The sequence below is a fragment of the Yersinia intermedia genome (assembly GCF_900635455.1).
Taxonomy (GTDB): Bacteria; Pseudomonadota; Gammaproteobacteria; order Enterobacterales; family Enterobacteriaceae; genus Yersinia; species Yersinia intermedia.
In genome coordinates this window covers 2,455,305-2,474,862 of sequence record NZ_LR134116.1, presented here as the reverse complement: position 1 = coordinate 2,474,862, position 19,558 = coordinate 2,455,305, and the positions used below count along the sequence as shown (strand labels likewise).

The following is a 19,558-nucleotide window of genomic DNA, read 5'->3' as shown; positions in this document are numbered from 1 at the left end:
ACATTGATGCGATACCAATACCTCGACTGTCAGGTTTTTTTCTGAACCATACTCTCAATTGACTCTACATGGTTGCTGTCAGCCGGGTAGCGTGATTCTTGATAGGCATCTAATTGAGTAATTAATGTAATAAGATCTCGATTAAACAGATCGGTTTGGCATATTTCGATATTTACTGTATATCCCTCGGCTTTAACCCTATATCTTAGTAATGATATGTAAACTATTTGTATCAATTCACCAGAAGGATAAATGTTCACTATAGTTCAATCAGTAAGATTATAACGCGGGCTTGGGAATATGAGCTTTTCCTCTGAGTGACAGCTGCGTTGTAGCCGTTTGCGTTAAGAAATATGCGGCAGTGCCGATAACAAGATTAGAATCGACGTTATTTTGTCGAGCGGTAAAGTGCCCAATTGATCGGAAATGGACGAAATAAAATGAGAAAAATTAAGATTGGACTGGCTCTTGGTGCGGGGGCTGCGAAGGGATGGGCACATATCGGGGTGATCAACGCACTGGAAGAGATGGGTGTTAAAATCGATGTTGTTGCTGGTTGTTCGGTTGGTGCGTTGGTCGGTGCAGCGTATGCCAGTGATCATATTAATATCATGGAACGCTGGGTCCGTTCGTTTAAGTATTGGGATGTTATTCGATTGATGGATTTCTCCTGGCGTCGTGGTGGATTACTGCGGGGGGAGCGGGTTTTTAATGCAGTCAATCAAATAATTGAAGTGCAGGATATCGCTGAATGCAAGTTACCCTTTGGTTCTGTCGTAACCAATTTAACCACAGGCCGTGAGTTATGGCTTACTGAGGGGGACATTAAGCAGGCTATTAGGGCCTCATGCAGTATGCCTGGATTGTTTTCCCCTGTTTGGTTCGGCGGTTATTGGTTGGTTGATGGCGCAGTAGTCAATCCTGTTCCTGTTTCTCTGGCAAGAGCGATGGGCGCTGACGTCGTGATTGCTGTTGATTTGCAACATGATGCGCATTTGGTCCGGCAAGATCTGTTTTCCTCTCAATTATCCCCTGAAGGCAAACCCGCAGATATGCCCGCGAGTTGGCATCGGCGCTTGACAGCACGAATAACCAATATGTCTGGTAGCACAACAATGGCCGTTCCCAGTGCCATGGAGATAATGTCTACATCAATACAGGTGTTAGAGAACAGGTTAAAACGCAATCGGATGGCGGGGGATCCTCCAGATGTGTTGATCCAGCCCTACTGCCCACAAATATCAATGCTGGATTTCCATCGTGCCGATGAAGCAATTGCCGCTGGGCACTTGGCGGTGGAGAAGAAAATTGAACAGTTAAGCCCTTTGATAAGGGGTTGATGAATCATCAATGTATGTCCGTAAAGTAGTACGTAACAATTTCAGTCAAGCACAAACAATCATTTTGAGCCACTATTACCTTAAGGTTAGCAAGAGAAGCAATGCATGGAAAAACCATTAGCAGGTAAGAATATTTTAGTCGTCGAGGACGAAACGGTCTTCCGTACAGTAATCACGGAATTTTTAAAATCACTCGGCGCGATGGTCCAGCAGGCAGGAAATGGCCTGGAGGCGCTAGCGCAGATTAAGGTCCAATCACCGGACTTGATACTTTGTGATCTCGCCATGCCTAAGATGGGAGGAATTGAATTTGTTGAGCATTTACTCGCTCAAGGAGTAAATATCCCTATTTTAGTTATATCGGCCACCGATAAGATGACTGACATTGCTAAGGTTATGCGTCTGGGGGTTAAAGATGTGCTGCTAAAGCCAATCGTGGATTTGAATCGATTACGTGAAGCAGTGCTGGCTTGCCTTTATCCCTTACTGTTTACATCCCATGCGATTGAGGAAACAGAACTTATTCAAGATTGGGAAGCGTTACGCAAGAATCCTCATGATGCTGCGCAGTTACTCAAGCAATTACAACCTCCAGCACAGCAAACCATTGCGCGGTGTCGGGTAAATTACCGGCAATTAACCATGGTCGAGCAGCCAGGGTTAGTGCTTGATATTGCCGCATTGTCAGATAAGGATTTGGCTTTTTATTGTCTGGATGTTACGCGTGCCGGAGATAACGGTGTTTTAGCCGCATTATTATTACGAGTATTGTTTAACGGAATTCTTCAAGAGCACTTGGCACACCAACAACAGCGCTTACCGCAGATGTCAACGTTACTCAAACAGGTAAACCAACTATTAAGGCGTACCCATTTGGATGGGCAATTTCCTTTGCTCGTTGGTTATTATCATGTGGAGTATAAAAATTTGATTTTGGTTTCGGCAGGCCTGCATGCGAACGTTAGCGCGGGTAAAAATCAGATTCAACTTAGTAATGGTGTGCCTTTAGGTACGTTAAAAACAGCACATTTAAATCAAATTAGTCAGCGCTGTGAATCATGGCAATGTCAGGTATGGGGGGGAGGAAGTCGTTTAAGGTTGATGCTTTCAGCCGCTGAATAGTTCATGTTTTGAAAATACTACTCAATAAATAGTTCATGTAACTAATGTATTTCTCTCACTCGTTTGCCGCTAAAACCCCCAAAGTATAAATGGTTCTATAACGAATCTGCGAAATAAACCTCATTTGTTTCAATCAATGATTATGACAGAGAAGTAAGAAATATCGGTTGATATACTTTCTTCCTTGCTTTTGTCTGAAAATTTCCAGGCAACTTTTATTACTTGCTGGCAATAAGGTTGACTACCTCAGGCTAAATTAAGGTTAGTTCCTTATAATGGTTGTAGGTATGTCCCTTATCGAATTTCAACTCGAGGATTGATTGAATGAAAGTGACAGTTTTTGGTATTGGTTATGTAGGGCTTGTTCAGGCGGCAGTGCTTGCCGAAGTTGGTCATGATGTCCTATGTATCGATATCGATGCAAACAAGGTTGCTGATTTACAAAAAGGCCGTGTCGCTATTTTTGAACCAGGATTAGCACCACTGGTAAAAGAAAACTTCGACGAGGGTCGGCTTCGGTTTTCAACAGATGCGGCAGCAGGCGTTGCACATAGTACCATTCAGTTTATTGCTGTTGGTACACCTCCTGATGAGGATGGCGCGGCTGACCTTAAATATGTGTTGGAGGTCGCCAGTACCATTGCGAAATATATGGATGCGCCAAAAGTTATTATCGATAAATCAACCGTACCGGTGGGTACGGCGGATCAAGTGCAGCAACGGGTGAACACGATTTTACAGCAGCGGGGGCAGGATATTGCATTCAATGTGGTATCGAATCCCGAATTTTTAAAAGAAGGTGCAGCAGTTGCTGACTGCAAGCGCCCTGAACGTATCGTTATTGGGATTGATAGTAATGACAATGGTGTCATCGATTTAATTAGTGAACTATACGAACCATTCAACAGAAATCATGACCGCATGATAATTATGGATGTTCGCAGTGCAGAATTGACCAAATATGCAGCAAATGGTATGTTGGCAACAAAAATCAGTTTCATGAATGAAATTGCTAATATTGCTGAACGATTAGGCGCAGATATCGAAAAAGTACGGCAAGGCATTGGTTCAGACTCGCGCATTGGTTACCATTTTATTTATTCTGGCTGTGGCTATGGCGGTTCCTGTTTCCCAAAAGATATCCAGGCATTAATTCGTACCGCCGAAAATTGCGGCTATCAACCACAGTTATTGCGTGCGGTGGAGCAAATCAATAACGAACAGAAGTGTAAGTTAACTGAATTTATTCAGTATCATTTTGATTCGCAGCTTGCAGGAAAAACATTTGCACTCTGGGGGTTGGCATTCAAACCCAATACTGATGACATGCGTGAGGCTCCCAGTCGGATTCTGATGGAAGCCTTATGGCGTGCTGGCGCTATTGTTCAAGCTTATGATCCAGAGGCAATGGATGAAGCACAGCGCATTTATGGTGCAAGGGATGACCTAAGATTAATGGGTACGAAAGAATCGGCGCTACAGGGAGCCGATGCTCTGATTATTTGTACTGAGTGGCAGAATTTTAGAGCGCCTGACTTTGATATGATCAAACTTCGATTAAAACAGCCAGTTATCTTTGATGGGCGTAATTTGTACGATCCTGAGCGATTAAATAGCCGGGGCTTTACCTATTATGGGATTGGTCGCGGTAGCTCGATTAATCGAGCGTAATAAGCGTTGAAGATGATTTTATGTGTGAGCGCAAAACAAAATTAGTTTCTGTTTTGTGCTCAATTCTCATGCAGAGCGGCAGCACAACCTTTTCACGTCACGATTCTCAGATATCACAATATTATGGGGAATTTAGTCAGTTATATCGATTGTTGTATTGCTATAAATTAGCAGAGCATTCTTATAGCTTTACAAACAGAGTGATAACTAAGGGTTATTTATCGAATACGATATGTTTAGGCCAGTTGCTCTCTGCCAATTGTATGTTAATGCTGCAATCGCATTGGTGAGCATTTCAACTGTGATTGTTGGATAAGATATCATTGCTGGGTAACATAGAGGCAAAAAAATACCCCCCGTATAATAGGAGGGCATTTTTATCATAATAGTAAATTAACTAATACTATTACAGCAGGAAATCATCCAATGATTTACCTTCGTCTTCAATGGCTTTCTTAATCACTGCTGGAGTACGGCCTTGGCCTGTCCAGGTTTTAGTTTCGCCATTTTCGTCTACATACTTATATTTAGCTGGGCGTGCAGCACGCTTAGCTTTAGTAGTAGCTTTAGTTGCACTCATAGTATGCAGCAGTTCATTTGGGTCAATACCGTCTGCAATTAGCATTTCACGGTACTGAGCCAATTTACGTGTGCGTTCTTCAATTTCAGCTTGTACTTGAGAATCTTCTTCGCGGCGTTCGTTAACGACCACTTCAAGTTTCTCCAGCATTTCTTCTAAAGTTTCAAGAGTGCATTCACGTGATTGTGCACGCAGAGTACGGATGTTGTTAAGAATCTTTAACGCTTCGCTCATTGTCCTGGTCTCAAATTATAATTGGTGGGGGGGCGTCTGGATAATAATAGAGTGCTATTTTAATTTCTGCAATAGCCAATTTGATTAGCATCCTCGAATTTACGTATTTTATTAGCGAAAAGTTGCTGCTTGCTACTAATAAGCGATAGCTACTTGTTATTCTCTGTAGTGTTTTTAACGGAAAAGTTCATTTTGCTCGCTAATGACACTACATGAGAACATGATTTTCTCACTAAGTTATAAGTTTGCTTTATATCAATAAAGCGGAAATAGGCGACTTATCACTCTGGTATGAGCAATAACGGATCATGTCAAAAAGTGCGATAACGATATAGTTGTGATGAAAGATTGAGTAAGGAAAAAACAGGCTGTATTGGATTTGTCAGGTTATGACAATATTTGTTATCACTATTTTACGAATTAACCATGCCCATACATTACTTGTATCATTAATGAACCAATTGCCATGTACCCTGGCAAACCCTATCGCCAGGTTGGGGGGCTAATCCGGTTAATGTTCAAGCAAAATGTGTTTGCTGTACCAATATTGTGAGATTGGTCATGTAATGAACCTAATAATAGCAAGGAGTTTCAAATGAAAGTGCCAGCAACTACATTAGCGCTTTCATTACTTAATATAGAAAACAGTAATATAGCGCCGTAGTCTGCTCATCGTAACATCTGAATTTATGATAAACTTGCTGTTCGTTGTCATTGTGACCATTTATTATACCATTGGAGTTACGGGCCCATGGCTCAACTTTATTTTTATTACTCTGCGATGAATGCAGGGAAATCCACCGCGCTGTTACAATCCTCATATAACTACCAAGAGCGGGGTATGCGTACCTTGGTGTTTACAGCAGAGATAGATAATCGCTTTGGGGTAGGGACCGTAAGTTCGCGCATTGGCCTGTCCTCGCATGCGCTGCTTTATAATAGTGAAACCCCACTATTATCTATTATCGCCGCTGAGCATCAGGACAAAACCGTTCATTGTATTTTACTCGACGAATGCCAGTTTTTGACCAAAGAGCAAGTTCAGCAATTGTGTCAGGTAGTGGATGAACTGCATATCCCGGTATTGTGCTACGGTTTGCGTACCGATTTTCTTGGCGAATTGTTCCCCGGTAGCAAGTATTTGTTATCATGGGCTGACAAATTGGTTGAACTGAAAACAATCTGTCATTGTGGCCGTAAAGCAAACATGGTGTTGCGTTTAGATGAACAGGGTAGAGCGGTGCACGATGGCGAACAAGTCGTTATTGGTGGCAACGAAAGCTATGTTTCTGTTTGTCGCCGCCACTATAAAGAAGCAATTAAAGCCGCCTGCCTCCAACATCCTTCTTAGATACTCATTATCCACAAAGGATACCCCACGGGATTTCTTATTGAAGCTGTGGGGTAGCCAGCCTCTTACTGCGTTCGCGCCATACGCGGCCATACAGCTTAACACCATGCATTTATACTGGGTAATAAGCCTCAGCCTAATGCTATATCCCATGCTGAGTCTATATAGGGGTTTTATCGCTTCATTTCTTCAATTCGAATAAATAGACAGAACATAACGACGGTGATGTTAAATTTCTAAACAATTGTGGATGCATGGCATGACATTTAACTTATTAAGACGCCGTTAGCGGGGGTTGGTAGCGGCATAGTAAGCCTTACAGCGAAGAAACCAGGGGATTGGATACGCTATCCGTGGAGGCCAGCTACAGAGGTTTGAGCGAGCATATGCGGAATATCATTATGTGTGATTATAAAAAGAAACCCCCAACAGCAATGGCCATTGGGGGCTATATCTTCCGTTGCAAACCCCAGCAGACAGTGGGGTTTACACCTTAAGATTACTTCTTAGCTTTCTTTTCAGCTTTTGCTGCTGGAGCTGCTGTAACAGCAACCTCTTCACGGTCAAGTTCTTCGCTAAATTCACGGCCGTAATAAGTATCCATCAGAATCTGTTTCAGCTCAGAGATCAGTGGGTAACGTGGGTTAGCACCGGTACACTGGTCATCAAATGCATCTTCAGACAGTTTGTCTACTTTAGCCAAGAAGTCAGCTTCCTGAACGCCCGCTTCACGAATTGACGCAGGGATACCTAATTCCGCTTTGATTTCATCTAACCAAGTCAGCAATTTCTGAATTTTCTGCGCAGTACGGTCGCCCGGTGCACTCAGACCCAGATGGTCTGCAACTTCAGCATAACGACGACGCGCTTGTGGGCGGTCATATTGGCTGAAAGCAGTCTGCTTCGTTGGGTTGTCATTCGCGTTATAGCGAATAACGTTAGAAATCAACATGGCGTTTGCCAAGCCGTGCGGGATATGGAACTCAGAACCCAGTTTATGGGCCATTGAGTGACAGACACCCAAGAAGGCGTTAGCAAACGCGATACCAGCGATGGTCGCGGCATTGTGTACACGTTCACGAGCTACTGGGTTCTTAGCCCCTTCATTATAGCTGGCTGGCAGGAATTCTTTCAGCAGTTTCAGCGCTTGCAGAGCCTGACCGTCAGAATATTCATTTGCCAATACAGAAACATAGGCTTCCAGCGCATGGGTTACTGCATCCAGACCACCGAAGGCACACAGTGACTTAGGCATATTCATAACCAGGTTGGCATCAACGATTGCCATATCTGGAGTCAATGCGTAGTCAGCCAATGGATACTTCTGACCTGTTGCATCGTCGGTGACGACTGCAAATGGAGTCACTTCTGAACCGGTACCTGATGTAGTGGTTACAGCGATCATTTTCGCTTTCACACCCATTTTCGGGAACTTGTAAATACGTTTACGGATATCCATAAAGCGTAATGCCAGTTCTTCGAAGTGGGTTTCAGGGTGTTCGTACATAACCCACATGATTTTGGCAGCATCCATCGGTGAACCACCACCCAGCGCGATAATCACGTCTGGTTTGAAGGAGTTCATCTGCTCTGCACCTTTGCGCACGATGCTCAGGGTAGGGTCTGCTTCAACTTCAAAGAAGACTTCAGTTTCGATACCGTGAGATTTCAGCACACTGGTGATTTGATCGGCATAACCGTTGTTGAACAGGTAGCGGTCAGTCACGATGAAGGCACGTTTTGCACCGTCAGTTGCCACTTCTTCCAGCGCGATTGGCAGAGAGCCACGGCGGAAGTAAATAGATTTCGGTAGTTTATGCCACAACATGTTTTCTGCTCGCTTAGCCACAGTTTTCTTGTTGATCAAGTGTTTCGGCCCAACGTTTTCAGAGATGGAGTTACCACCCCATGAACCACAACCCAGCGTCAGAGATGGCGCTACTTTGAAGTTGTACAGGTCACCGATACCACCATGAGAGGCAGGGGTGTTAATAAGAATTCGGGCGGTTTTCATTTTATCGCCGAAATACTTAACGCGTGCAGGTTGGTTATCCTGGTCGGTGTACAGGCAAGATGTATGGCCGATACCGCCCATTTCTACCAGTTTTTCCGCTTTATCAACCGCGTCTTCAAAACTCTTCGCACGATACATCGCTAAGGTAGGCGACAGTTTTTCGTGAGCAAAAGGTTCTGATTCGTCAACAACCTTAACTTCACCGATAAGAATTTTGGTGTTGCTAGGAACTTTAATACCTGCCATTTCAGCAATTTTAGTTGCTGGCTGACCAACGATAGCTGCGTTTAGGCCGCCATTTTTCAGGATGATATCCTGAACCGCTTTCAGCTCTTTACCTTGTAACAGGTAGCCGCCATGAGAAGAGAAGCGCTCACGGACTGCATCGTAGGCTGAATCAACCACGATGATAGACTGCTCAGACGCACAAATCACACCGTTATCAAAGGTTTTAGACATCAGGATAGATGCAACAACACGTTTGATATCAGCGGTTTCGTCGACCACTACAGGGGTGTTACCAGCGCCAACACCGATAGCCGGTTTACCCGAACTGTAAGCTGCTTTAACCATGCCTGGACCACCGGTTGCCAGAATCAGGTTAATGTCAGGGTGGTGCATCAATTGGTTAGACAACTCAACTGTTGGCGCATCAATCCAACCAATAATATCTGCTGGCGCACCTGCGGCGATAGCGGCTTGAAGCACGATATCTGCGGCTTTATTGGTTGCGTCTTTAGCACGTGGGTGTGGAGAGAATACGATACCGTTACGCGTTTTCAGGCTAATTAATGCCTTGAAAATAGCGGTAGAAGTCGGGTTAGTTGTTGGTACGATACCGCAGATTAAACCAATAGGTTCAGCGATAGTAATAGTACCGAAGGTTTTATCTTCTTCTAAAATGCCACAAGTCTTTTCATCTTTGTAAGCATTGTAGATGTATTCAGAAGCAAAGTGGTTCTTGATCACTTTATCTTCAACAATACCCATACCTGATTCCTCTACAGCCAGTTTGGCCAAGGGAATACGGGCATCCGCTGCAGCCAGAGCTGCGGCACGGAAGATTTTATCAACCTGCTCTTGAGTAAAGTTGGCATACTCGCGCTGGGCTTTCTTGACGCGTGCTACTAGCTCGTTAAGTTCAGCGACATTCGTTACAGCCATAATGCTCTCCTGATAATGTTAAACTCTTTTAGTAAATGAGCTGTTGAAGCAACTAGTATAGACAGGCTCTAGTATGCCGTAAGGTCAAATAGAGATAGTTTTATAGCTTACTTTCTCATTTTTTACCGCTGATTTACTGAAAGAGCTTCTGTTCCTTTAGAAATAAGGTGGGCGGGGAAATGCCAATTTCAACCTTTATACGCTATTTCTCAGTGAACTTACTCTCGACCACTGCTCAGAGCTTAACTATTCTTAGGTATGTTTTTCGTGATTTATATCACAAAATCGGCAAGCTGACACCATTCAGCAATTATTTGTTGATAGTAATTATCATTAGCACGAATAAATTGATAATTCATGACGTTAAAGCTTCATTAACGCCACAGGGCATTAACAAGAGTTATCATTTTAAGCGGTAAAATTTAGTCTTCTATAAATGCTGCTTTATTACATAGATTCCTGCGACTAATTCTATTACATTAGCGCGCACACCTGTAGATGGGTGCCTTAAGGGTAATTTTTAGTGAAAAGAACTGCGGTGAAATGCTTGAATAATGTGGGTGCAATTCTGCATGTTAACAACATTATTTTTGTCGCAAATTTTCCAGGCTCGGGCCATAAGATGTGTTGTCCTGGGGCATTAAGTTATAATGGCCTGTTATCTGTGTCGTTTTTATCAGCAATTGCGCGGAGTGATGTGTGAGTCAATCATTGTTGGACCTTTCAGGTTACATCAAGTTTTTTGTTGGCTTATTTGCGCTGGTGAACCCGGTTGGCATATTGCCGGTATTTATCAGTATGACCAGCTATCAGGCGGCGGCGGGGCGGGATAAAACCAACCTGACAGCTAATCTGTCAGTGGCGATTATCTTATGGATATCCTTGTTCTTAGGGGATGCCATCCTGAAAATTTTCGGTATTTCCATCGACTCGTTCCGTATTGCTGGTGGGATACTGGTGGTCAGCATTGCGATGTCGATGATCAGCGGTAAACTCGGTGAGGATAAGCAGAACAAGCAGGAAAAAACTGAAACTGCGGTTCGTGAAAGTATCGGTGTTGTCCCACTCGCATTGCCGTTGATGGCGGGGCCAGGAGCGATCAGTTCCACAATTGTTTGGAGCTCCCGCTACCATAGTTGGCAAAATTTGTTGGGATTGACGCTAGCGGTGGCCTTGTTTGCCTTCTGTTGCTGGCTGCTGTTCCGGGCGGCGCCACTGCTGGTTCGGTTGCTAGGGCAAACTGGTATTAACGTTATAACGCGTATTATGGGATTATTGTTGATGGCTCTGGGCATCGAGTTTATTGTTACAGGCATCAAAGCGATTTTCCCCGGATTGCTTTAATCCATCCCCACATCCCGCAGTATGGAGGCTACCCGTGTGTTACTGGTGGCCTTTTTCGTTTTTCCAGCCTGATATTTAAATCATAAAGCATTAATTTGGTGCGAATAATGTATTAATTTTAATCTGTTGCACTTAAATAATGCAATAAAAGCCATTCTATATAACTAATTTAGCTTAAGGCCTATTTGTTCATCTTTAATGAATCACCCATTGCCCGGTAGCGTGAATTAAACACCCGAGTTGTTGTTAAAATGCTCACATCATTCTGTAGAGCTTGTGCGGAATTTATCTAGATGTTATTAGTGATTACACCGCAATGATTAGATGTTTATTCTGACATTGGTGCTAATGTTAACTTTATGTTTCTAGAACGGTTTTTTAGACATTTTTTTTGACGTGAATTTAAACTTCAACCCAATATAAATTAATTAAATCATATGGTTATCTTGTCTTTGGCCGGCAAAGTTAGTTAGCTACTATCGTTAGCTACTCGGTAGAAAAGAGAATTACTTAACATTTCTGTAAAATTTATTGGCGTCAGATTTCGGGTTCTGTTAGTTTTCGGACAACTCTGTGATAAGAGATATCTTATTTTTTAATAAAACTAAACTGAATTTTAATTTTTGGAATAGTTATTGCTAGTCGTTGTTGGTAGCCGATTGACATAAACCTTGAGAAAAACATCACCAAATCTCGTAAAAGGCGGTTTGAAATGCAAATAAAGTTTACGCGACGACCACTGGCAATAATTGGCACTGTGTTGGGTTTGTCATTTTCGGCTGTATCGATGGCGGCGGCAGTTCCGGCCGGTGTGATATTAGCTACAGATCAAAGCATTACCATTAATAATGGTTCTGAGGTCGCCTCATTAGACCCCCATAAGGTCGAAGGTATCCCTGAAACCAATATTATTCTGAATCTATTAGAAGGCCTGGTAAGCAATGATGCCACTGGACATATTATTCCAGCCGTTGCAACTCGTTGGGACAATGAAGGTTTTAAGGTCTGGACTTTCCATTTGCGTGACAACGCCGTGTGGAGTGATGGTACTCCGGTCACCGCGCAAGATTTTGTCTATAGTTGGCAGCGCTTGGCTAACCCAAAAGTGGGTTCACCTTATGCCAGTTATTTGCAGTATGCCCAAATTGAGAATGTCGACGAGGTATTGAAAGGCACCAAAAAGCCGGATGAGTTAGGTGTTAAGGCATTAGATGCCAAAACGTTGCAAGTTACCTTGACGCAACCCGTGCCTTATTTTATCAGCATGTTATCCCACACCTCGATGAAGCCAGTTAAGCGTGAGGTCGTTGAAAAGTATGGTGATAAATGGACTCTGCCACAAAACTTTATTAGCAATGGCGCTTTTCAGTTAAAAGATTGGGTAGTTAATGAGCGGATTGTGCTGGAACGTAGTCCGACTTACTGGAATAACAAAGAAACGGTTATCAACAAAGCGACCTTTTTACCGATAACGTCGGAAGTCAGTGATATTAATCGCTATCGCAGTGGTGAAATCGATATTACCAACAGCGCAATACCCCCTAATTTATTTGCCAAAATGAAAAAGGATCTGCCATCGCAGGTTCATATCAGCCCATATCTCTGTACTTTCTATTACGAAATTAATAATAAAAAACCACCATTTACCGACGCCAGAGTAAGAACGGCAATTAAGTTAACGCTGGATCGTGACATCATCGCAACGAAGATTATGGGGCAAGGGCAGATTCCTGCGTATGGCTTTACCCCGACATTTACCGATGGCGGCAATTTCGCCTTGCCAGAATGGTCCAACTGGACTCAAGAACAACGCAATGCTGAGGCGAAAAAAGTGCTCGCCGAAGCCGGTTTCAATGCCCAAAATCCCTTAAAGTTTACATTGCTCTATAACACCTCAGATCAAAACAAGCAGCAGGCTATTGCCGCTGCATCTATGTGGCAGAAAAACCTGGGTGCTACCGTCACTTTACAGAATCAAGAATGGAAAACCTCATTAGAAAGCCGCCATCAAGGGCAGTTTGATGTTGCCAGAGCAACCTGGTGTGGTGACTACAACGAGCCGACTGCTTTTCTGAATATGCTGCTGTCTGATAGTAGCAACAATACTTTCTTCTATAAAAATCCTGAATTCGATGCGCTGTTAGCAAAAACGCTGACCATGCCGAATGCCACTGCGCGCACTGCTTTGTATCAAGAGGCTGAGAATTTACTGGATAAAGATTCTGCGCTGGTGCCGGTTTATTATCGAGTCAGTGTCCGTCTTATCCGGCCAACCGTCGGTGGATTTACGGGTAAAGATCCACAAGACTTAGTGGACTTAAAAAATCTTTATATTCGCAAGTTGTAGAAAAGTTGAGCAATAAAACGCTATGGCAGTAAAACAATCTTATATGCCAATTGTTCACAACCTAGAGTCGCTGTGGCGTGGCAGTAAATAAGAATATAGACAAGATAATAGGGGTGTATAGCACAGCACCGATTTTAGTCTGATGCTAATACATATAGGGCATTACATGGCCGGGTTCGTTCCCCGTGCAATGTGATTTAAAGATACCTTTTAAAGGTGAGGCTTGCTCAGTTTCTGAGCGACGCAATAATAAAATCTGGAGTGGATATCAGCATGACCAACATCACAAAGAAAACTTTCCTGGCCGCAGGCATTGCTGCTGCTATGGGTATGATGGCTGTAGGGAACACTTTTGCAGCCAATGTACCAGCAGGTGTCCAACTGGCTGAGAAACAAGTTTTAGTTCGTAATAACGGCTCAGAACCTCAGTCATTGGATCCGCATAAAATTGAGGGTGTGCCAGAATCTAATATATCGCGCGATTTGCTGGAAGGGTTGGTCGTTAACGATCCAAACGGCAAGATTTTGCCTGGTGTAGCTGAAAGTTGGGATAATAAGGATTTTAAAGTCTGGACTTTCCATCTGCGTAAAGATGCTAAATGGTCAAATGGTGACCCTGTAACGGCACAAGATTTCGTTTATAGCTGGCAACGACTGGCAGACCCTAAAACAGTTTCTCCTTATGCCAGTTATGTACAATATGCTCATATCGCGAATATCGACGATATTATTAGCGGTAAAAAATCACCTGATGCCTTGGGTGTAAAAGCGTTAGATGACCATACGTTGGAAGTCACGCTGACTGAACCTGTTCCTTATTTGGATAAACTGTTAGCTCACCCCTCTATGTCCCCGGTGAATAAAACCGTGGTTGAGAAGTTTGGTGAGAAGTGGACTCAGCCACAGAGCTTTGTCGGTAATGGTGCCTATAAATTAAAAGATTGGACCGTTAACGAACGTATTGTGTTAGAACGCAGCCCGACCTATTGGGATAATGCTAAAACGGTTATCAATCAGGTTACTTACCTGCCAATCTCGTCTGAAGTGACTGATGTTAACCGCTACCGTAGCGGCGAGATCGACATGACCTATAACAACATGCCGATTGAATTATTCCAGAAACTGAAAAAAGAGATCCCACAAGAAGTTCATGTTGACCCATATCTGTGTACTTATTATTACGAAATCAATAACCAAAAAGCGCCATTCACCGATGCACGCGTTCGTGAAGCACTAAAACTGGGCATGGATCGCGATATCATCGTGAACAAAGTGAAAAACCAAGGTGATTTACCTGCCTATGGCTTTACGCCGCCATATACCAGTGGTGCTGAATTAACACCACCAGAATGGTTTGGCTGGACTCAGGAAAAACGTAATGAAGTGGCTAAGAAGTTACTGGCTGAAGCGGGTTATACACAAGATAAACCACTGAAGTTCAATCTGTTATACAACACTTCTGATTTGCACAAAAAGCTGGCTATTGCTGCGGCCTCTATCTGGAAGAAAAATCTGGGCGTTGACGTTAAGCTGGAAAATCAGGAATGGAAAACCTTCCTTGATACCCGCCATCAAGGGACTTTCGATGTCGCGCGTGCTGGCTGGTGTGCCGACTATAACGAACCGTCTTCATTCCTGAATATGATGCTATCTGACAGCAGTAATAACACCGTACATTATAAAAGCCCGGCATTTGACAAGCTGATCCAAGATACGCTGAAAGTTAAATCCGAAAAAGAGCGCGCAGGTTTGTATCAGCAAGCTGAAGTATTGCTGGATAAAGATTCTGCTATTGTGCCGTTGTTCTATTATGTTAATGCCCGTTTAGTTAAACCTTATGTCGGTGGATATACCGGTAAAGACCCACTGGATAATATGCACGTTAAAGATCTGTATATTATCAAGCACTAATATATTAAGGGCAGCCGCTGCATCAGCGTGTTGCCCTTTTTGTTTTGATAATATCTACCCAAAGTAGTTGGTATGACAGGGTCGGCAACCAGCGAACTAAGGGGATAAAGTGCAGTAAAAGGCTAAAGGTACAGGCAATGTTAAAATTTATTCTACGCCGCTGTCTGGAAGCGATTCCGACACTGTTCATTTTGATAACCATTTCATTTTTTATGATGCGTCTCGCCCCAGGAAGTCCCTTTACCGGCGAACGTAATCTTCCTCCAGAAGTTATGGCCAATATTGAGGCGAAATATCACCTCAATGACCCCGTCTATAAGCAGTATTTCAATTACTTGGGTCAACTTGCGCACGGCGATCTTGGACCTTCGTTTAAATATAAAGATTACACCGTGAACGATCTGGTTTCTGCATCGTTTCCTGTTTCGGCAAAGCTTGGTTTTGCCGCATTTATACTCGCAGTCGTGTTAGGTGTGAGTGCCGGTGTTATTGCGGCATTGAATCAAAATACCAAATGGGACTATACGGTAATGGGATTTGCCATGACCGGAGTGGTCATTCCAAGTTTTGTGGTAGCTCCTTTATTGGTGTTGGTCTTTGCCATTATATTGAAATGGTTACCGGGTGGCGGTTGGAATGGCGGATCACCAAAATATATTATTTTACCGATGGTCGCGTTGTCGCTGGCTTATATCGCCAGTATTGCGCGTATCACACGCGGATCAATGATTGAAATTCTCCACTCTAACTTTATCCGCACGGCGCGAGCGAAGGGATTGCCACTGCGAACCATTGTATTCCGTCATGCACTGAAACCTGCATTGCTGCCGGTGTTGTCCTACATGGGGCCCGCGTTTGTTGGGATTATTACTGGCTCGATGGTTATTGAAACCATTTTTGGTTTGCCGGGCATTGGTCAGTTGTTTGTCAACGGGGCGTTAAACCGCGATTACTCTTTGGTGCTGAGTTTGACCATTTTAGTCGGCGCTTTGACTATTTTATTCAACGCGATTGTTGACGTGCTGTATGCCGTTATCGATCCTAAAATCCGTTACTAGCACTGGAGCACGCCAATTATGTTGAGCAATAAAAATAGCGAAGCTCTGGAAGTTTTCAGTGAAAAACTGGAAGTTGAAGGGCGCAGCCTTTGGCAGGATGCCCGCCGCCGTTTTATTCATAACCGAGCGGCGATCACCAGTTTGGTGATCCTGATGTTAATTACCTTATTTGTTATTCTGGCCCCCATGTTGGCGCAGTTTACCTATTCGGATACGGACTGGGGCATGATGTCAGCCGCCCCCAATATTGAGTCCGGGCACTATTTCGGTACCGATTCCTCAGGTCGCGATCTGTTGGTTCGTGTTGCTATCGGTGGTCGAATTTCATTGATGGTGGGGGTGGCTGCGGCTTTGGTTGCCGTGGTTGTTGGCACCTTATATGGTTCGTTATCGGGGTATCTCGGTGGGAAAATTGATTCACTGATGATGCGCCTGCTGGAAATTCTTAACTCATTCCCCTTTATGTTCTTCGTTATTCTGCTGGTGACCTTCTTTGGCCAGAATATTCTATTGATATTTGTGGCAATCGGCATGGTGTCCTGGCTGGATATGGCGCGTATTGTGCGCGGGCAAACATTAAGTCTAAAACGGAAAGAATTCATTGAAGCAGCAGTAGTTGGTGGTGTTTCCACTCGCAACATCGTATTACGCCATATTGTTCCGAACGTTCTGGGTGTGGTGGTGGTGTACGCTTCGTTACTGGTTCCTAGCATGATTTTGTTTGAATCCTTCTTGAGTTTCCTTGGGTTAGGCACACAAGAACCTTTGAGTAGCTGGGGTGCATTGCTCAGTGATGGTGCTAACTCCATGGAAGTATCGCCGTGGTTACTGATGTTCCCTGCCGGTTTCCTGGTAGTGACTTTGTTCTGTTTCAACTTTATCGGCGATGGCTTGCGTGATGCCCTCGATCCGAAAGATCGCTGAGGAGTAGCACTATGACGACTATTGATAATCGGTCTGCTGTTCAGCAATCTGCATTGTTGGCGCAAGATATACTGCTGGATGTAAAAGATTTAACCGTGACTTTCGGCACGCCAGACGGTGATGTGACCGCAGTTAACGCTCTTAATTTTGACCTGCGTGCTGGCGAAACATTAGGCATTGTAGGGGAATCTGGATCCGGTAAATCACAAACCGCTTTTGCGTTGATGGGCTTGTTGGCCAGTAATGGCCGGATCGGGGGGTCTGCAAAGTTTAATGGCCGTGAAATCTTAAATCTGCCAGAAAAACAATTGAACCGCTTACGGGCTGAGGAAATCTCGATGATATTCCAAGACCCAATGACCTCTCTGAACCCGTATATGCGCGTCGGTGAGCAGCTAATGGAAGTGCTGCAACTGCATAAAAAGATGAGCAAAAGCGAAGCATTCGAAGAGTCGATCCGTATGCTTGATGCGGTAAAAATGCCGGAAGCGCGTAAGCGCATGCGCATGTATCCCCATGAGTTCTCTGGTGGTATGCGTCAGCGGGTAATGATTGCGATGGCGCTGTTGTGCCGCCCTAAATTATTGATTGCCGATGAGCCAACAACCGCACTTGATGTAACCGTTCAGGCGCAAATCATGACTTTGCTGAATGAGCTGAAGCATGAGTTCAATACTGCAATCATTATGATCACCCATGACCTTGGCGTCGTTGCGGGGATCTGCAATAAAGTTCTGGTGATGTATGCAGGGCGAACTATGGAGTATGGTCAGGCTCGCGATGTGTTTTATCACCCAAGCCACCCTTATTCTATTGGTTTGCTGAATGCTGTTCCTCGTCTTGATGCTGAAGGCGAATCTCTCATGACGATACCGGGTAATCCGCCGAATTTATTACGCTTGCCTAAAGGTTGCCCATTCCAGCCGCGCTGCCAATATGCAATGGATCGCTGCGGAGTTGCTCCGGCATTGGAGCATTTTGGTGAAGGCCGTTTACGTGCCTGCTATAAGCCAGTGGGGGAATTAGTATGAATGTCATGACTGAGAAGAAAGTATTGCTAGAAGTGGCTGATCTGAAAGTTCATTTTGATATTCATGATGGCAAACAATGGTTCTGGCAGCCAGCGAAAACACTAAAAGCCGTTGATGGTGTAACACTGCGCTTGTATGAAGGCGAAACCTTAGGTGTGGTCGGCGAGTCTGGATGTGGCAAATCAACATTCGCCCGCGCCATTATTGGTTTGGTGAAAGCGACCAGTGGCAGTGTGGCATGGTTAGGTAAAGACTTGCTGAGCCTGAGTGATGCGCAATGGCGTGAGACCCGTAGCGATATTCAGATGATATTCCAGGACCCGCTGGCGTCATTAAACCCGCGAATGACCATCGGTGAAATCATCGCTGAGCCGCTGCGGACTTATCATCCTAAAATGCCGCGTCAGGAAGTCAAAGATAAAGTTAAAGCCATGATGCTGAAGGTTGGCTTGTTACCTAACCTAATCAACCGTTATCCCCACGAGTTTTCGGGGGGGCAGTGCCAGCGTATTGGTATTGCCCGGGCATTGATTCTTGAACCGAAACTGGTGATTTGTGATGAACCGGTTTCTGCGCTTGATGTATCAATTCAGGCGCAAGTGGTGAACTTGTTGCAGCAATTGCAGCGTGAAATGGGGTTATCACTGATTTTTATTGCCCATGATCTGGCGGTGGTAAAACACATTTCTGACCGGGTGTTGGTGATGTACTTGGGCCATGCAGTAGAGTTGGGAACCTATGATGAGGTTTACCATAATCCGCAGCATCCGTACACCAAGGCGCTGATGTCGGCGGTACCTATCCCTGATCCTGACAAAGAAAGGGCGAAAGTGATCCAGTTGTTAGAGGGGGAGCTACCTTCACCAATTAACCCGCCATCAGGCTGTGTATTTCGTACTCGTTGCCCCATCGCCGGGCCAGAGTGCGCAAAAACCCGCCCACTATTAGAGGGCAGCTTCCGCCATGCGGTATCTTGTCTGAAAGTTGATCCGCTATAGCATGCGCTGAGTGATCGCCCAATAGCAAAATCCCCGCCAGAGAACTGACGGGGATTTTTGTCATTACAGCATTAACAGCCATGGGGTAAAGGGGGTATGACGATCACTCTTTCCACAAGATATGGCAAAGCTTATGGTCTTTTTCACGGCACAAGAGAACACGCGCAAACACATCATTAATCTCTTCACCATCACTATCAGCAAGACCAATAACAACTTCGGCAAAAAAATCAGGGTTTACATCAAAATCGACATGTTCCTGCCAATCTTCGGCTGGGTCAAATAACTCTGCACCGCCACGCTCTTCAAACTGAAGGTTAAACAACAAGATATCCGCTGGGTCAAGGTTGTCACCCGCCAGCTCCAGAAAGATATCGTAAGCCTGTTCCAGTGTTTCATCTTCAGTCAGGCGGTTATTGAGATCCATTAAGCTTGGCTCTTGTCTGTTCTGGTCCATTTGCCGATTCCC

Annotated in this window: 14 protein-coding genes; 11 read left to right on the top strand and 3 right to left on the bottom strand. The window is 44.4% G+C overall.

Going from position 1 to position 19,558, the window contains the following annotated elements; all coding sequences use genetic code 11:
* The first annotated feature begins 440 nt into the window (after positions 1-440).
* The 3 genes from rssA to EL015_RS11270 all read left to right on the top strand — a co-directional run bounded on the left by rssA (position 441) and on the right by EL015_RS11270 (position 4,133).
* Positions 441-1,340, top strand: coding sequence for a patatin-like phospholipase RssA (gene rssA / locus EL015_RS11280; RefSeq protein WP_005192210.1), 900 nt, complete (start codon positions 441-443; stop codon positions 1,338-1,340).
* Between the two features lie 105 nt (positions 1,341-1,445).
* Entirely contained in the window at positions 1,446-2,462 is a 1,017-nt protein-coding gene (gene rssB, locus EL015_RS11275) for a two-component system response regulator RssB (protein ID WP_005192214.1), read from the top strand.
* 324 nt (positions 2,463-2,786) lie between these two features.
* Positions 2,787-4,133: a UDP-glucose dehydrogenase family protein gene (locus EL015_RS11270; RefSeq protein ID WP_005192217.1), complete on the top strand. Its 1,347-nt coding sequence runs from the start codon at positions 2,787-2,789 to the stop codon at positions 4,131-4,133.
* Positions 4,134-4,539: 406 nt separating this feature from the next.
* On the opposite strand, the gene hns is transcribed toward EL015_RS11270, so the two are convergent.
* On the bottom strand, positions 4,540-4,947 hold the full coding sequence (gene hns / locus EL015_RS11265) for a histone-like nucleoid-structuring protein H-NS (RefSeq protein ID WP_005192220.1): 408 nt from the start codon (positions 4,945-4,947) through the stop codon (positions 4,540-4,542).
* 751 nt (positions 4,948-5,698) lie between these two features.
* On the opposite strand from hns, the gene EL015_RS11260 reads away from it, so the two are divergent.
* Entirely contained in the window at positions 5,699-6,298 is a 600-nt protein-coding gene (locus tag EL015_RS11260; protein WP_005192223.1) for a thymidine kinase, read from the top strand.
* A 499-nt stretch (positions 6,299-6,797) separates the two neighbouring features.
* On the opposite strand, the gene adhE is transcribed toward EL015_RS11260, so the two are convergent.
* The gene (gene adhE / locus EL015_RS11255) at positions 6,798-9,476 is read right to left on the bottom strand and encodes a bifunctional acetaldehyde-CoA/alcohol dehydrogenase (protein WP_005192226.1); all 2,679 of its coding nucleotides are present in this window, start codon (positions 9,474-9,476) and stop codon (positions 6,798-6,800) included.
* 699 nt (positions 9,477-10,175) lie between these two features.
* Between adhE and EL015_RS11245 the strand changes: the two genes are divergently transcribed.
* The 7 genes from EL015_RS11245 to oppF all read left to right on the top strand — a co-directional run bounded on the left by EL015_RS11245 (position 10,176) and on the right by oppF (position 19,089).
* Complete coding sequence (locus tag EL015_RS11245) at positions 10,176-10,820, top strand: YchE family NAAT transporter (RefSeq protein WP_005192231.1); 645 nt, start codon at positions 10,176-10,178, stop codon at positions 10,818-10,820.
* Positions 10,821-11,532: 712 nt separating this feature from the next.
* Entirely contained in the window at positions 11,533-13,167 is a 1,635-nt protein-coding gene (locus EL015_RS11240) for an ABC transporter substrate-binding protein (protein WP_005192234.1), read from the top strand.
* Between the two features lie 273 nt (positions 13,168-13,440).
* Positions 13,441-15,078 (top strand): oligopeptide ABC transporter substrate-binding protein OppA, encoded by a 1,638-nt coding sequence (oppA, locus tag EL015_RS11235; protein ID WP_032907879.1) that lies wholly within the window; start codon positions 13,441-13,443, stop codon positions 15,076-15,078.
* A gap of 137 nt (positions 15,079-15,215) precedes the next feature.
* A complete protein-coding gene (gene oppB / locus EL015_RS11230; protein ID WP_005192241.1) occupies positions 15,216-16,136 on the top strand; it encodes an oligopeptide ABC transporter permease OppB in 921 nt (306 codons plus the stop codon).
* 15 nt (positions 16,137-16,151) lie between these two features.
* Positions 16,152-17,060, top strand: a complete 909-nt coding sequence (oppC, locus tag EL015_RS11225; RefSeq protein WP_032907881.1) for an oligopeptide ABC transporter permease OppC — start codon at positions 16,152-16,154, stop codon at positions 17,058-17,060.
* 11 nt (positions 17,061-17,071) lie between these two features.
* Positions 17,072-18,091, top strand: a complete 1,020-nt coding sequence (oppD, locus tag EL015_RS11220) for an ABC transporter ATP-binding protein (RefSeq protein ID WP_005192247.1) — start codon at positions 17,072-17,074, stop codon at positions 18,089-18,091.
* Complete coding sequence (oppF, locus tag EL015_RS11215) at positions 18,088-19,089, top strand: murein tripeptide/oligopeptide ABC transporter ATP binding protein OppF (protein WP_032907882.1); 1,002 nt, start codon at positions 18,088-18,090, stop codon at positions 19,087-19,089. The genes oppD and oppF overlap by 4 nt, the downstream gene beginning before the upstream one ends.
* Before the next feature lie 103 nt (positions 19,090-19,192).
* Here oppF and EL015_RS11210 read toward each other — a convergent pair whose 3' ends face one another.
* On the bottom strand, positions 19,193-19,516 hold the full coding sequence (locus EL015_RS11210; protein WP_005164171.1) for an HI1450 family dsDNA-mimic protein: 324 nt from the start codon (positions 19,514-19,516) through the stop codon (positions 19,193-19,195).
* Positions 19,517-19,558 lie beyond the last annotated feature (42 nt).